Annotated in this window: 14 protein-coding genes; 3 read left to right on the forward strand and 11 right to left on the reverse strand. The window is 51.8% G+C overall.

Features of this window, described 5'->3' with window-relative positions; all coding sequences use genetic code 11:
* Positions 1–123: 123 nt before the first annotated feature.
* The 9 genes from ACTF5Z_RS08370 to ACTF5Z_RS08410 form a co-directional block, all read right to left on the reverse strand.
* A complete protein-coding gene (locus ACTF5Z_RS08370) occupies positions 124–975 on the reverse strand; it encodes a MipA/OmpV family protein (RefSeq protein ID WP_438985242.1) in 852 nt (283 codons plus the stop codon).
* A gap of 50 nt (positions 976–1,025) precedes the next feature.
* Positions 1,026–1,790, reverse strand: a complete 765-nt coding sequence (locus tag ACTF5Z_RS08375; protein ID WP_423849584.1) for an SDR family oxidoreductase — start codon at positions 1,788–1,790, stop codon at positions 1,026–1,028.
* Positions 1,783–3,000 (reverse strand): MFS transporter, encoded by a 1,218-nt coding sequence (locus tag ACTF5Z_RS08380; protein ID WP_438985243.1) that lies wholly within the window; start codon positions 2,998–3,000, stop codon positions 1,783–1,785. The genes ACTF5Z_RS08375 and ACTF5Z_RS08380 overlap by 8 nt, the downstream gene beginning before the upstream one ends.
* Positions 2,993–3,568 (reverse strand): UbiX family flavin prenyltransferase, encoded by a 576-nt coding sequence (locus tag ACTF5Z_RS08385; protein WP_438985244.1) that lies wholly within the window; start codon positions 3,566–3,568, stop codon positions 2,993–2,995. Before ACTF5Z_RS08385 ends, ACTF5Z_RS08380 begins: the two co-directional genes overlap by 8 nt.
* A gap of 58 nt (positions 3,569–3,626) precedes the next feature.
* Positions 3,627–5,177 (reverse strand): DEAD/DEAH box helicase, encoded by a 1,551-nt coding sequence (locus tag ACTF5Z_RS08390; RefSeq protein ID WP_438985245.1) that lies wholly within the window; start codon positions 5,175–5,177, stop codon positions 3,627–3,629.
* Between the two features lie 102 nt (positions 5,178–5,279).
* Positions 5,280–6,623 (reverse strand): TonB-dependent receptor domain-containing protein, encoded by a 1,344-nt coding sequence (locus ACTF5Z_RS08395; protein ID WP_438985246.1) that lies wholly within the window; start codon positions 6,621–6,623, stop codon positions 5,280–5,282.
* Between the two features lie 56 nt (positions 6,624–6,679).
* Positions 6,680–7,378 carry a TonB-dependent receptor plug domain-containing protein gene (locus ACTF5Z_RS08400; protein WP_438985247.1) on the reverse strand — a complete coding sequence of 233 codons (699 nt, stop codon included), beginning with the start codon at positions 7,376–7,378 and terminating at the stop codon, positions 6,680–6,682.
* Positions 7,379–7,850: 472 nt separating this feature from the next.
* Complete coding sequence (locus tag ACTF5Z_RS08405) at positions 7,851–8,723, reverse strand: alpha/beta fold hydrolase (protein WP_438985248.1); 873 nt, start codon at positions 8,721–8,723, stop codon at positions 7,851–7,853.
* Between the two features lie 65 nt (positions 8,724–8,788).
* Positions 8,789–10,216 carry a sodium:solute symporter family transporter gene (locus ACTF5Z_RS08410; protein WP_438985249.1) on the reverse strand — a complete coding sequence of 476 codons (1,428 nt, stop codon included), beginning with the start codon at positions 10,214–10,216 and terminating at the stop codon, positions 8,789–8,791.
* A gap of 113 nt (positions 10,217–10,329) precedes the next feature.
* Between ACTF5Z_RS08410 and ACTF5Z_RS08415 the strand changes: the two genes are divergently transcribed.
* Entirely contained in the window at positions 10,330–10,974 is a 645-nt protein-coding gene (locus ACTF5Z_RS08415; protein ID WP_423849576.1) for a TetR/AcrR family transcriptional regulator, read from the forward strand.
* Between the two features lie 8 nt (positions 10,975–10,982).
* Here ACTF5Z_RS08415 and ACTF5Z_RS08420 read toward each other — a convergent pair whose 3' ends face one another.
* Positions 10,983–11,306, reverse strand: a complete 324-nt coding sequence (locus ACTF5Z_RS08420) for a hypothetical protein (RefSeq protein WP_040816757.1) — start codon at positions 11,304–11,306, stop codon at positions 10,983–10,985.
* A gap of 124 nt (positions 11,307–11,430) precedes the next feature.
* On the opposite strand from ACTF5Z_RS08420, the gene pyk reads away from it, so the two are divergent.
* Together pyk and ACTF5Z_RS08430 are read left to right on the forward strand one after the other, a co-directional pair.
* Positions 11,431–12,879 carry a pyruvate kinase gene (pyk, locus tag ACTF5Z_RS08425; RefSeq protein ID WP_438985250.1) on the forward strand — a complete coding sequence of 483 codons (1,449 nt, stop codon included), beginning with the start codon at positions 11,431–11,433 and terminating at the stop codon, positions 12,877–12,879.
* 187 nt (positions 12,880–13,066) lie between these two features.
* Positions 13,067–13,273, forward strand: a complete 207-nt coding sequence (locus ACTF5Z_RS08430; protein ID WP_009575987.1) for a cold-shock protein — start codon at positions 13,067–13,069, stop codon at positions 13,271–13,273.
* A 211-nt stretch (positions 13,274–13,484) separates the two neighbouring features.
* On the opposite strand, the gene ACTF5Z_RS08435 is transcribed toward ACTF5Z_RS08430, so the two are convergent.
* The coding region (locus ACTF5Z_RS08435; protein WP_438985251.1) for a tetratricopeptide repeat protein at positions 13,485–13,977 on the reverse strand (493 nt) is incomplete at its 5' end.

Raw genomic sequence — 13,977 nt, forward strand, 5'->3', positions numbered from 1 at the left:
CGGCTTCGGTGTGACCCACCAGAGCTTCCTCAGCATCTATTGAGCTGGAAGCAAATACGGGTAGCACTAGTAACGCGATGGCTAGCGCAGCTGAAGGCAACAAACGCATCATCAGGTGCTGCGCTAATCAGAGTCGGCGTATTTAAAACGCCATATCGCACCGACACCAAATAAGACGTAACTGTCATCGACAAATAAAGGGCTGTCGGTATTTTTCGCAGACCCTAAATCCATGTAGCGTGCGTAGGCTAGAAAAGACCAAGCGCCAACATCGTATTGAATCGTCGAGGATAAACGGTAGCCAACCAAACCGCTTTTCGCCCGATACTGGGGACGCGCTAGGGTCGCAAACGGTTGCGACACACCATAAAGCAACTGATTATATTCTTGATCGGCAGTGTAGGCGCCTAAATCGATTTCAAACTCTGTGCTCTGCGTACGCCACTCGTAGTGCACACGAGGGTCGAATACCCAGCCCACCGGTTCGATACCATTAGACGGATCGAGTTCCAATGCGGCGCGAAGCGGCAGGTGTAACTCGAGAGTGTTATTACCCCATTGAGCCAACTTAAGTTCTAACTCTGGACCCACCTCTAAAATGAGCTCCAAGTCGTTCATACCCTCTCGGAGAATATCGTCGTCATTATTGACCGGCAGTGATCCACTAACGCTGATATCGAGCTTGGCGCGATCACTTTTAAAGAGCGAGGCCTGAATGCCGTCGCGATCTATACTCAGCCAATCACCCTCGTACTCCAGGTAGGGCAAAGGCGCGACTAATGTGTCACTTTGAGGGGAGCCGGGATAGTGCGGATAGTCGACAGCGGCAACACCTACACCTAAAGTGATGTCACTCCACAGCTCTTTCCAACCTGGGTAGTCAGGCGAATCCTGGGGGGATGCGTCATCGGCCGGGACATTCGCAGCCAATAGGCCGCCAAATGCCACCGCGATAATGGTACGTAAAATCAGCATAACTACCCTCGAATAAATACTGAACAATACTTCAGCGATGTTGCATGAACTTAAGTTAAAAGACCACCGTCAACTACTATGCATTCGCCGTTCGTATAGCTAGACGCATCCGAGCAAAGGTAGAGTAAGGTCCCAGCCATTTCTTGTGGTTCAGCGTGCCGACCCAGCGGAATTTGCTGAATAGCCATCTGGTAGATGTCATCGTTGGTAAATAAAGCACCGGCAAATTTTGTTTTGGTTAATCCGGGTAACAAGGCATTACAACGAATACCCAAGGGGCCGCATTCTTTAGCAAAGGTCTTAGTCATGTTGACTACCGCCGCTTTAGTGATCGAGTAAATGCCCTGCATAGGACCGGGCTGAATCGCGTTGATCGACGCGGTATTGACGATGACACCACTACCTTGGTCACGCATAATTTTTCCGGCCTCAACCGACATAAAGAAATAGCCGCGGATATTCACATCAACCGTTTTTTGAAAAGCCCCGAGATCAGTGTCCAGGACATGGCCAAAATAGGGGTTCGTCGCGGCGTTATTCACGCAGATATCTAGGCGACCAAACTCCGTTTTAATACGCTCAATAAGCTGCTCAATTTGAGCCAGATCGCCGATATTACACGCGATTGCAGTCGCCTCGCCGCCAGCGTCACGGATCTCTTGCGCTACGCGCTCGCAATCATCAATTTTACGGCTCGAGACAATCAGTCTGGCGCCATACTCAGCCAAGCATTTTGCCGCCTCTTCGCCAATACCTCGACTTGCGCCGCTTACCAAAGCGACACGGCCACTTAAATCAAATAGGTTTTTATACATTGTTTATCCTTAATGACTCTGAATCGACTTTGGCAACGCGATAAGCCCAGTGTACGTAATATAACGACGCCACAACCAATACCGCCCACGCTGCAGGGTAACCATAATGCGTCACGGTAAATCCTACCACTAACGGACCCACCACGCGGCCCCAGGCAGACGCTGACCCCGTCGCGCCCATCATTTGCCCTCGATGCTTAGCATCGGCACGCTTAGACGCCAAAGAATTCAAAATAGGAAAGCAAAAATTAGCGCCAGTCATGGCAACAAAAAAAGCCAAGGGAATAGCGACAGGACCACTGGCCACAACGGCCAAAGATAAGCCAATAACCAGCCCCAACAGCGCTATTCGCATCAGAGGGATTTCGCCAAAACGATCGATCAAACGACCAATCAAGCCACCTTGAATGATCGCCATTATTAGACCTTGGATACCCAACACCATACCCACTTCCTTAGGGGTGTAGCCCAGGCTATCGGCCGTCCAAATCGGCAATAGATAGGTGATGGAGCTAATCACAGCCGAATGCGTTGTAAACTGGCTGACAAAACGTAAATTTTGAGTGCGCCGTAAAAATACGATAGAGCCGCCGAAACGATACGGTTCTGAGCGACGACGATGCTCCGCTTGGGCCTGGGCTTGCTCAGATACGGTCTCTTCTAAAAACAGCCCAGCAGCACCTAAGGCCAGCAGTGACATCGCAGCGGCAACTAAGCAGGGCAACACAAAACTACCCGTGTCACCGCTCAACAAGCCGCCAAGAAAAGGGCCGACCACTAAGCCGAGCCCGAAGGCGGCTCCCAACTTACCCATGGCGCTGGCGCGATTCTCGAGGCTGGTTAAATCAGCCATCATGGCCGCGGCCACCGGTAAGTTGCCGGCCATCAGCCCCGCAAACGCGCGCGCGGCAAAAATCATCCACAAAGCATGAGCAAAGGCCAGAGCAATATACGATACAGCGGCACCTAACAAACATAGCATTAGGGTGCGCTTGCGCCCCCAGCGATCTGATAGTCGCCCCCAAAATGGCGACATCGCACCTGAGCAGACAGCGTACACAACGATGATTAGGGCAATATCAAATTTAGTCGCACCCAAGGTTGGCGACAAGAAGGGCAAGATCGGGATGACAATACCAAAGCCAATAAGATCAAGTAACGCAACACAAAAAAGCAAAAAAATCGGCAGTTTATTGCGGGTACTACTCACCGCGTTTTAGGCCCTGCCAGCGCTTAATCTCGGCGCTATGAATACCAAAAAGATCCAAACAGCGACCAACCGATTGATCCACCATAGCATCGATCGATTCTATGCCCGCATAAAAGGCTGGGACCGGCGGCGCAATGATTGCGCCCAGCTCAGACAAAGTCGTCATGGTTCGCAAATGACCGGTATGCAGCGGGGTTTCTCGCACCATCAGTACCAACCGGCGGCGCTCTTTTAACACGACATCCGCGGCGCGCGTGAGCAGCGTGGAGGTCACCCCTGTGGCGATTTCGGACATAGTGCGTATTGAACAAGGCGCGATCAACATACCGTCGGTCACAAACGAGCCCGAGGAAATCGTAGCACCTACGTCACCTACGGCGTACGCGTGGTGAGCGAGAGTTTTGAGCTCGCTTAAGCTCATCGAGTGTTCTTGCGCCAGAGTCAGCTGCGCAGACTTACTGATAATTAAGTGTGTTTCGACACCCAAACCGGCCAAGATTTGCAAGGCGCGAATGCCATAAACCACTCCGGAGGCTCCACTGATCCCCACAATGATTCGCTTTGGCATACGCGTTCTCCTTAGTTCTGTCTCCGCACTCTAGCACCACTTCGAGCAAATTTCATTGCTAGAAGCTGCTGGAGTTAGCCTTACGTTTGCGCGGCTTACGAGCGCCATCTTGCTCGGCTGCCTTGGGCGATCTTCGTGGTTTAGCGGGCGCTTTCGCGTTGTCACGCTTTTTCGCCTTAGCTTTGCCTTTGGGCGGCTTGTTACCCGCGGGCTTACGTCTGTGGGAACGCTCGGGGCGGTCTCCACGCCGATCTGAAGACTGCTCACGAATATCGCTATCAAGCACTTCCGGCTGCGCACGTTTTTGCGCGTAACCTAACTCCATAGCGAGTACTGCCGCAATGTCTGATGCGCTCACTTCCAGCTGATCTGCCAAATGAAATACAAATTCCTTGGCCGTATCCAAGCCTTTACGCTTAAGTCCAATCGCTATTTGATCGCGAATTTTTTCCGCTTTAGCATCAGCGACGTCCGAGGCTGTTGGCAAGCGCATGAGCTCGATCGGCTGACCTGTGGTGCGTTCAATCATACGCAGCAGACGCTGCTCCCGATTCGCCGCAAATAAAATAGCCTCACCCTTACGGCCAGCGCGACCGGTTCGTCCAATACGGTGTACGTAGGCTTCGGGGTCTTGGGGTATGTCATAGTTGACTACGTGGGTGACGCGATCAACATCTAAGCCCCGAGCCGCCACATCGGTTGCGACCACGATATCCAAGCGGCCTTTCTTAAGCTGGCTGATCACTTGTTCGCGTGCACTCTGCGCCATGTCGCCATTTAAGGCCGCGGCGGCAAAACCACGGGCCTGTAGCTTATCGGCCAGTTCGGTCGTCGCGATTTTAGTACGCGCAAAAATAATTAGGCCGTCAAAGTCTTCGACTTCTAAGATACGAGTCAAACCATCGAGCTTACTCGCGCCTGAAATCATCCATACGCGCTGACGAATTGAGGTCGCGGTTACGGTCTTTTGCGTCACTGTAATATGCTGAGGGTCTTGCAGATAATCGCTGGCAATACGGCGAATAGCCGTTGGCATTGTGGCCGAAAACAAAGCAATCTGACGTTTCTCAGGCAGCTGCGACATGACCCACTCAACGTCGTCAATAAAGCCCATGCGCAGCATTTCATCGGCCTCGTCCAGCACCAAATGCGCCAAGTTATCGAGTTTGAGGCTGCCTTTACGCATGTGGTCCATAACGCGCCCTGGGGTACCTACAATCACCTGCGCGCCGCGCTCTAGCTGTTTCAGCTGGGTGCGGTAGTCGGTCCCACCATAAATGGGTGCCACTTGAAACCCAGGCATATGCCGCGCGTAGCTTTGAAAGGCTTCGGCAACCTGAATCGCGAGCTCGCGGGTTGGGGCTAGGACTAAGCATTGCGTTTGCTTTTTACGGCAATCGATCTTAGCCAAAATAGGCAGAGCAAACGCCGCCGTCTTGCCTGTACCCGTTTGCGCCTGACCGATCACATCGCAACCCTCTAGCAGGGGTGGGATTGTTTTAGTCTGGATATCGGAGGGTACTTCGTAGCCTACGTCGTCTAAAGCTTTTTGCAAATAAGCGGGCAAGTTCAAAGAGGCAAAGGTCGCCTTTGCCGGTGTATCGGTCATGGGAGTTCCTAAAAAAGAGGGCGGCCATAATCAGCCGGTGGCGCAGTATACAGACCACCGGCTTAAGTTAACACTAAAACAGGCACTTAGGTGTAGGATTACCTAAAATTGCCCGCGAACGCCAATCTCAAAACCACGACCTGGCTCCGGTGCGATCTCTTTCAAAAAAGAGGTGTGTAACCTGATTTCTTCATCGGTCAGGTTATGCACGCTAGCAAAGACTGTCCAGTCGGAAGCCTGTGAAAGCGACCACTCAAGGCCAAGGTCGACGCGGGTGTAGGCCTCGGTCGCCTCCTCGTTGAACGCCGCTCGATCCTGCTCGAAGGCGCGCACCACTCGGGCCCAGGTATACAATTCGCCAGCTCGCCAATCCAGCTGGGCCAGCAAGCGATTAGCCGGCATGCGAGGCACGTAGCCCTGTGACGCATCCAACTTTCCTCGACTGATATCGCCGTTAATCGACAGCTCTAAATCACCACCGCCGAACTCTCCCAAGCCCAAGACCGAACTCAACTCTAGTCCAGAAAAAGTGGCATCTACCTGAGTGTATTGATAAACCGAGACCGTATCGACCTCAAGCCCTGTATTCAGCAAGCCAATATAGTCGCTAAATCGATTATGGTAGAGCACGACCTCAAGGTAGTTATCTCCCCACGACCGAGACAGCGAGAGGTCGACATTGTTCGAAGTTTCGCTATCGAGATCAGACGCCCCAAGCTCGATGGCTTCGGTAGCCGCGTGAACCACCCAATCTACCTCATTCAGAACGCCGGCATTGGAATAGAGCTCCTCGATGGCGGGGGCACGTTCGGCGTGGGAGTAAGCCGCGCTCCACTGCCATCCATGTTCTAAATTCTGCACCCAAGAAGCAGAAAAACTCAGGTTGTTGAATACACGACTGTTAGCACCGCTCTGGGGATCCAGCTCATCTCGATCATAGCGAACGCCCAACTCCAATAGCCCGGCGTCAAAATGCAGGTCCTCCACGAGGAATAGGCCCAGCTGGTCTTTATCGGTTATCGGGATGAAGGCCTCTTCACCCAGAGCACTAAACTCCGATTGCCCGAACTGCAGCCCAAACACACCGTGCCAAATGCCCACCGTTTTATGCACCGCCTCTAAACGCAGCTGCCGACTTTCATTACTGTAGGTCGTGCCCACTTCGCCACTAGGCTCAACTTCCGAGTGTTGATAATCTGTGTAGGCGCCAAAGAGGCGCAGTTCGTCCAAGAGAGGCAAAGGCTCGTGTAGATGCAGAGCCAGATCATAACGCGTCTGCTCTAAGTCGATTCGGATGCCCTGCTCGGGGTTCTCTTCTTCTTGGTCCGCAGCCAGAGGGTCTTCCTCGTGCGCATGATGTGCATGCGCTGCGGCAGGGATACCATAATCGCTGTTTTGACGCTGGACCGAGAAACCCGCAAAACCCGCTTCAAAATGGCGACTCAAACCCAGTGTTAGAATGTCCGTTTCGCCATCGGTATTCGCTAAGCGACTAGGGGGGCCTAGATATTCTTCTCATGCCCCTCTTCATGCCCCTCTTCATGCCCTTCCTCGTGATCTCCCTCGTGCTCAATAGGTACCGCCGTGTTTTTCGGCACCGTTAGATCACCCCAGCTCCGAACCACTGCATCTAAATGGAAGGCGTAATCGCCTTGAGAGGCATCCCAGCGCACCACACCGGTGCTTGCCTGACTCGCAGAGTCGTAACGAAACTCTGCTTGCGTTTGAGCCTCCCCCACTAAGCGCGCAGGAATGCGCCCATCGGTCACATTGACCACGCCACCAATAGCACCACCACCGTAAAGTAGCGTCGCGGGACCGCGAAGGACCTCGATGCTATCGGCCAAAATAGATTCTACCGCGACAGCATGGTCGGCACTTAGATTTGACGCATCGGCACTGATGGTGCCGTTCTGCAATACGGTAACACGTGCACCCTGCTGCCCTCGAATTACAGGTTGTCCGACGCCTGGCCCAAAAGAAGCGCTATTCAAGCCAGGTTGCAGAGCTAAGGTGTCGCCAATGGTGCTGCCCGCAGCGCGTTGCAATGCTTCACCACTCAATACGGTTACGGGCAAGGCCGTTTCTGAGGTTTTTTTGTGTAGAGGCACGGTGACGAGCACGTGCTCCATTGCAGGTGATTCGCCACCCACAGCGGCCGCACTGACAAACGCCAGCACAGCAGATATTCGCTTTTTCATGATAACTCCTAATAAATACGGTAAACGTTGGATTTTATTAGGGGTTCTGGGGGGGGCCTGTCGCGGGCGGTAAATATTCCGTGTAAAGAGACAGCAGCAGGCAGTAATCGTCGGCATAAAAAACGGATTGCCACTGCAGTTGCGTACTGTTGGATGACGTTGTATCTACCGCGGTGGCAGAGCTGTGAAACACCCAGCAGTCGAGCGGTTGTGAGTCAAAGTGAACGTGACCTGACTCAAACGCTTGACCCGTAACGGAAACAAAAGCCGCCAAAAGCACGAGCAGGCGAAGCCAGCGAGCGCTTTTACTTTGCAATGTCTTTGCAATCATTGGGGCCATGTCACAATCTAAAACGAGTTCTTTATTAGGCTAGCCCCTTATTAGGTTTTGAGCAAGCCCGTCTTTATTAGGTTTTGAGCAAGCCCGTCTTTATTAGGTTTTGAGCAAGCCCGTCTTTAAAAACCTTTTGAACTAATTGTTGTACACATCCTCTAAAAAATTAGCGATTGCCAATCGTGACTCGGGCTCGTCTAATGTTGGCGCATGACCTCGGTTCTCAAGCCGAAGATATTGCATAGTCGGGTGTTTTGCTTGCATTTTGGCAACACAATCGTCGGCCAAAATGTCGGATAGGGCGCCGTGCACCAACAACATGGGCTTGGACAATGTCGCGTCGAAAAACTGCCACAGATCAGGCGGCACAGCTGCAGCTTGTGAGGCATCCATAGGCTTAGAAATCGATGCATCGTAATCAAGTTCGGGCTTGCCCTCGGCCGATTCGATGTACAAATTGCGGGTAAAGCTGATCCATTCAGCGTCGCTAAAATCGGGGAACGCCGGGCCATTAATCGATTTGACCTGAGCGACTGCAGCGTCCCAAGTTTCAGGGGGCGCCAACTTACCTACATAGCTTTGAATGCGCGCCAGTCCAACAGGATCAACTTCGGGACCAATATCATTGATGACCAACGATTTAATTCGCGTCGGCGCCAGTGTCGCCATAATAAAACTCATCAAGCCGCCCATTGAGGTGCCAATAACCGATACCTCGTCGATACCTAAACTGTCGAGTAAGGTAAACATATCCTGGCAATAAATGGCGGGCTGATAGTTGTTTGAATTGGGGTCATAGTCCGAGCGACCGCGACCACGCTGATCCACAGCAATGATCCGGTAATAGTTCGACAGCATCTCCGCTAAACCAGCAAAGTCTTTTGAATTGCGGGACAAGCCATGCATGCACAACAGCGTTGCCGCTGAATCACCGTTAAGGCCCGTGCACGGATAGTCACGTGCGTACAAGCCCAGGCCATCGGCACTGTTGTAGTAATAGTCACGATACATAGAAAACCCTCTTTTTTTATGTACTGTAACGCCAGTGGCAAACCAGCTCAAGAACAAGCGATTATTCAGTGTTTATCAGCACCAGCAAACAACAGTCCCATAGCACCAACGCCAAACGAAGCGATAATACCCCAAGCTGCTGAAACGGCTGGATTCGAAACCCCCAAGAACAAATTGAGCACCAGATGTAAGACAATGCCGGTAATCGCACTGGCAAACACAACACCGAGGGGGACATGCCGACGTACCAATACGCCGAACACCACAGGCACCACCGAGGCAGCCGCTAATCCGTAAACGCCTTTCTGGGCAAACAAACCAATAATGGGTGGCGGATTCCAAGCTAGTGCAAGCCCGACAATACCCACGCCCACGAGCACCCAGCGTGATAGCGCCAAAGCATCGATACGATCAGAGACCAAAGGCTTAGCGATATCCGTTACGACCATCGCTGACAGGGACACTAAAATGCCATCCAATGTGCTCATGCCCGCCGCCAGCAAGGTAATAAAAATGAACGTCAGGACAAGTTCGCCCCACAAGGAGCCCGAAAACTGAAACAACAAGTACTCACGAACCACGGTATCTTGGGTTTCAATATCAAGACCCGCAAGGCGAGCGTAAAAACCGATCAGCAACATCAACATGAAGATCGCGCCTACGCCAACTGTCGTCCCTACAAAGACCTTGATGTCCTTTTCACTGCGCAAATACAGAACTTTGGTCAGGATATGTGGCTGCATCATTAAGGCAAAGGTCACCACAAATCCGCTGACAAATACCGAGAAGACATCAAAATACAAATCACTACTTGGATTAAAAGCAGCGGCGTAGTCAGTGCTGATGCGTGTCAGCGCACCACCGACATCACCGCCAAAGTGTTGCCATCCAGTGACAACCAAAAACACAGTAACCAGAATCATCATCACGCCCTGCACCGTATTGGTATAAGCGTGCGCATAAGTGCCTCCCATCAGCACATAGGAAAACACAAAAACCAATACGCCGATCAGCGCAACCTTTTGATCCAAGCCAAACAGCCCAGTAACCAAGTAGCTGCAACCCACCAAAATGAGGACAACGAAGGTAATAGATAACAAATTCAAAAACGCAAAGAACAAACTAAAACCACGGTGGTTATAGCGATAATAAATCCACTGAGGAATGGTGAGAGCTTGATGCGCCTCTCCCACACGCAAGAAGCCGCGCGTTAACACAACAAAAGCACTAAGGATGCCCAGGGAACCAGCGACCCCATAGTGTAAAAAGGCGCTTAACCCGTGAACGTACACAAACCCCGGGTTGATCACAAAGGTTGCTGTCGATGATATCGAGGCTGCTAATGTGATCCCGATAAGCACGGGATGCATGTCTTTGTTACCAATCGAGAAGGACGCAACCGACTGTGTGCGCTTCATTCCCACCCATGAGAGTGCGTAGATCGCGACCACGTAAGCGATTACCACACTGTACTTAAAGATTTCTGGCGTCATAGTCATTCTTATCGAGGTATGTGCTTGCATTGTGCAAGGAATACGCTTATTTTTCAACAAGCGTTGAATGGCATTGTGTGGTACTGTTCAAGCTGCTCGATAAGGACACCGAAGTGACAAACGTTAGCAAACGTGATCGAATTTTAGATGCAGCCGAGGCTCTCTTCGCAGAGCGGGGCTTTGATGGCGTGACACTTCGCCAAATCGCGAGCAGTGCTGGCGTCGATGTTGCGCTTGCGAATTACCACTTCGGCAAGAAGCTAGAGCTCTTTAACGCGGTCTTCGAGCGACGCGCAGCTTTGCTTAACCAGTCGCGCCTGGACGCGTTACGCAAAGTGCAAGCCGAACAAGCCGATAGCGGACCCAGCGTCGAGCAAATTATCGAGGCCTTTTTACGCCCACTGGAATTGACGCAAGAGACGGCAGATCCGGGCTGGCGACATTATCTTGCTCTAATCGCCTACGTGAATAACAGCACCTATTGGGGCAAAAGAATGATGAGCAAGTTGTTTGATGACTTGGTCCAAGAATTCATTGCAGCACTGCGCCAAGCTCTGCCCACCGCAAGCGACCAGGATTTATACTGGTGTTACCACAACTTGTCTGGCGCCCTAACGCTCACGCTCGCACAAACCGAGCGCATCGACACCCTGTCGGGCGGCTTGTGCCAATCCAGTGACTTTCAAGCGGCTTATGATCACATGATTCCCTTCGTCGCGGCCGGCTTTAGAAAGGTGTGTGGCGCAAACGACTCATAGCACTAAACTCAGAGAGTGTCGTTTTTTAGCTCGCGCTCAATCCGGCTCTCCTGCTCGAATCGTGCAGATCCCACTAACTTGCGCGTTTTTTGCAAACGCTCGCGACGTCGCTCCTTACGGTAATGATCTAGCCAGTAATTAAAGCGATCCTGCTCTTCTTCGCCCGCGACAAGTGCTTCCACGAACGCGATATCGATTCCTTCGCGAAACGCGATTCTTGGGGGGCGAATCTTATTTGCCGCATAAAGTGCGACCACTCGAATTTGGTCATCGCGTCCGTAATGGCACTGCCGAGAATAACCAAACGGGGGTGAGGGGGTTCTATTATCCATCGATACGCCAATCAATTCATTCAAGGGTGTAACGATAGCGCATGCGGACATATTTCGCTATGAACTGCCCAGCTGATTAAAAATTCACGTGTTATAATTTCGACTTCTCCCCGAGGAACTGCCTATGACCACCCCGACCCACCGTCGAACCAAAATCGTTGCCACTATCGGACCCGGTAGCGACAACCCAGACAGCCTATTCAGACTTATCGAAGCAGGCGTTGATGTCTTTAGATTGAATTTTAGCCACGGCTCGGCGGACCATCACGCCGCGGTCGCAGAAAGGGTCCGCAAACAGGCCGCGATTGCCGGACGTTACGTCGGTATATTGGCAGATCTACAAGGTCCTAAAATCCGAATTGCAGGCTTCAAGGAAGGCAAGATCGAATTAAGCGCAGGAGACCGTTTTATCCTTGATCTGGAGCTCGACAAGAGCGCCGGCGACCAGCGCTCAGTAGGCGTGGATTTCCCAGATCTCGCGGAAAGTGTGGGTGCGGGTGATACGCTTCTTCTCGACGATGGACGTGTGCGACTGGTTGTGAACCACGTATTCCATAAAACAATCGAGTGCACGGTAGTCGTAGGCGGTATACTGAGCTCCCGTAAAGGCATTAATCGTTTGGGCGGTGGCCTCTCGGCGCCAGCGCTGACTGACAAAGATATTTCAGACATTAAAAGCCTTAAAGCGGTCCAGCCAGACTTTGTCGCGGTATCGTTCGTCAGCACCGCAGCCGATATAGAGCAGACGAAGGTGTTACTTGAAGAGGCAGGGGTAAGTGCGGGCATTATCGCCAAGATCGAACGGGCTGAAGTTGTCGCCGACACAGATACCCTTGACGCGATCATAGATGCCTCTTTTGGTGTCATGGTGGCCCGAGGGGATTTGGGTGTAGAAGTTGGTGACGCCCAACTCATTGGCATTCAGAAGGACCTGATTTCACGCGCGCGGCGCCAAGACAGAGTAGTCATTACCGCCACGCAGATGATGGAATCTATGATCAACAGTCCAATGCCAACTCGCGCCGAAGTGTTCGATGTAGCAAACGCCGTGCTCGATGGCACAGATGCAGTGATGCTTTCGGCAGAGACGGCCGTTGGTAACTACCCCGTCGAAGTCGTGAAAGCGATGGCCGACTCCGCGCTTGGAGCCGAGCGACACCCGGTAGCCCGGTCGTGGAAACACAAAGCCAATCAAAAATTTGAAAGCACCCAAGAAACCATTGCTGTCTCGGCTATTTACGCCGCGAGCCACAATGATAACGTGCGGGGAATTGCCTGCCTTACCGAATCGGGCAATACCCCCTTGTTGATGTCGCGCATCTCATCAGGTTTGCCCATTTTCGCACTAAGCGATAATCATGCGACGCTGCAGCGTCTTGCCCTGTGTCGTGGCGTTATTCCGCTCTACTTCGACGCACGAATGTTCGAACCTGAGGTGATCGAAGAGCGCGCTGTGGAGTTTTTAAAAGACGGGCGTTACGTCGTCTCAGGCGATTCCATTATCTTGACCAAAGGCGCCATCATGGGGCAAACGGGGTCAACCAACATTTTGAAGATCTTAAATGTGGCTTGATGGCCTGAATTAGTGACTTTTTCCCATAATAGACGCTAAAGAGTCACATACATGAAGCAATAAGGGTGTTAGACTGGTCTCGTCACATTGGGTGACACCGTTAATGTGCGGCTCTGGATTCCAGATAAAGCACGAAAGCAGCAATGTATGAAGCTCCCCACGGAGCGATTTAACACAGGTAAGTAATATGGCTACAACAACTGGCACCGTCAAATGGTTTAACGAAACTAAAGGCTTTGGCTTCATCGAACGTGAAGGCGGCCCTGACGTGTTCGTACACTTCAGCGCGATCAAAGGCGATGGTTTTAAAACATTGGCAGACGGCCAAAAGGTCGAGTTTGATGTGACCGATGGACAAAAAGGTCCTCAAGCGGAAAATGTGGTGCCACTGTAAGACACACCCCATCATCCAAATGAAAAAGGAGCCTTGAGGCTCCTTTTTTTATATCGACTATTTCCAATCTCTTCGCCGCATTGTCACACTTAGCCCACCTCTGCGATTTGAAACGCTGGCAATCAACGAGTAGCAGAAGTGTTTATGCTTTGCCGGCGCACCAAACAAAAAAGCCCGCTACGCGGGCTTTTAAATATTTAAACGATCAGATCTAGTCTTCGGCCAATTTAGCCTGACGCTCTAGCTCGCTATTCAAGTACTTGATCCACTGCTTAGCGTAGGTTTCAGACCTTTTGTCTTTCCCTGCTGCCCTGAACGCCTTTCGTGCTTTGTCGTACTGCTTAGTGTTGAAGTAGGCCATGCCAAGCGACAACTGAGCGTTGTCCTCGCGACGAACACCGCCACGCTTAAGACCCTTCTCTAAGGCTGCAATCGCCTCTTCAAACTTGTCTCCGTCTAGGTACACGTTACCCAGACGCGCGTAAAGCTCTCCATCTTCCGATTTGTCTGCTGCAATTTCCATAGCGGGAATGGCTTTGGCAACTTCCTGAGCCTGGCGATAGGCCGAACCCATGATCTCGTAGTTTTTAGAGGTCGGGTCGATGAGCTTTTCTTTGAGGCCACGATCGATGACTTGCGCGGCCTTATAAGGCACTTCGCCCTGCAAGTATAAGTAGGCCATCGTTACGCGCTCGGGACCTTTA

The organism is Aequoribacter sp. (assembly GCF_965659035.1).
GTDB lineage: Bacteria > Pseudomonadota > Gammaproteobacteria > Pseudomonadales > Halieaceae > Aequoribacter.

What these genes read in the sequence shown, in the direction of transcription:
- ACTF5Z_RS08370 (WP_438985242.1), bottom strand. Translation starts at nt 975, where the DNA reads ATGCTGATTTTACGTACCATTATCGCGGTGGCATTTGGCGGCCTATTG.
- ACTF5Z_RS08375 (WP_423849584.1), bottom strand. Translation starts at nt 1,790, where the DNA reads ATGTATAAAAACCTATTTGATTTAAGTGGCCGTGTCGCTTTGGTAAGC.
- ACTF5Z_RS08385 (WP_438985244.1), bottom strand. Translation starts at nt 3,568, where the DNA reads ATGCCAAAGCGAATCATTGTGGGGATCAGTGGAGCCTCCGGAGTGGTT.
- ACTF5Z_RS08390 (WP_438985245.1), bottom strand. Translation starts at nt 5,177, where the DNA reads ATGACCGATACACCGGCAAAGGCGACCTTTGCCTCTTTGAACTTGCCC.
- ACTF5Z_RS08400 (WP_438985247.1), bottom strand. Translation starts at nt 7,378, where the DNA reads ATGAAAAAGCGAATATCTGCTGTGCTGGCGTTTGTCAGTGCGGCCGCT.
- ACTF5Z_RS08405 (WP_438985248.1), bottom strand. Translation starts at nt 8,723, where the DNA reads ATGTATCGTGACTATTACTACAACAGTGCCGATGGCCTGGGCTTGTAC.
- ACTF5Z_RS08410 (WP_438985249.1), bottom strand. Translation starts at nt 10,216, where the DNA reads ATGACGCCAGAAATCTTTAAGTACAGTGTGGTAATCGCTTACGTGGTC.
- ACTF5Z_RS08420 (WP_040816757.1), bottom strand. Translation starts at nt 11,306, where the DNA reads ATGGATAATAGAACCCCCTCACCCCCGTTTGGTTATTCTCGGCAGTGC.
- pyk (WP_438985250.1), top strand. Translation starts at nt 11,431, where the DNA reads ATGACCACCCCGACCCACCGTCGAACCAAAATCGTTGCCACTATCGGA.
- ACTF5Z_RS08430 (WP_009575987.1), top strand. Translation starts at nt 13,067, where the DNA reads ATGGCTACAACAACTGGCACCGTCAAATGGTTTAACGAAACTAAAGGC.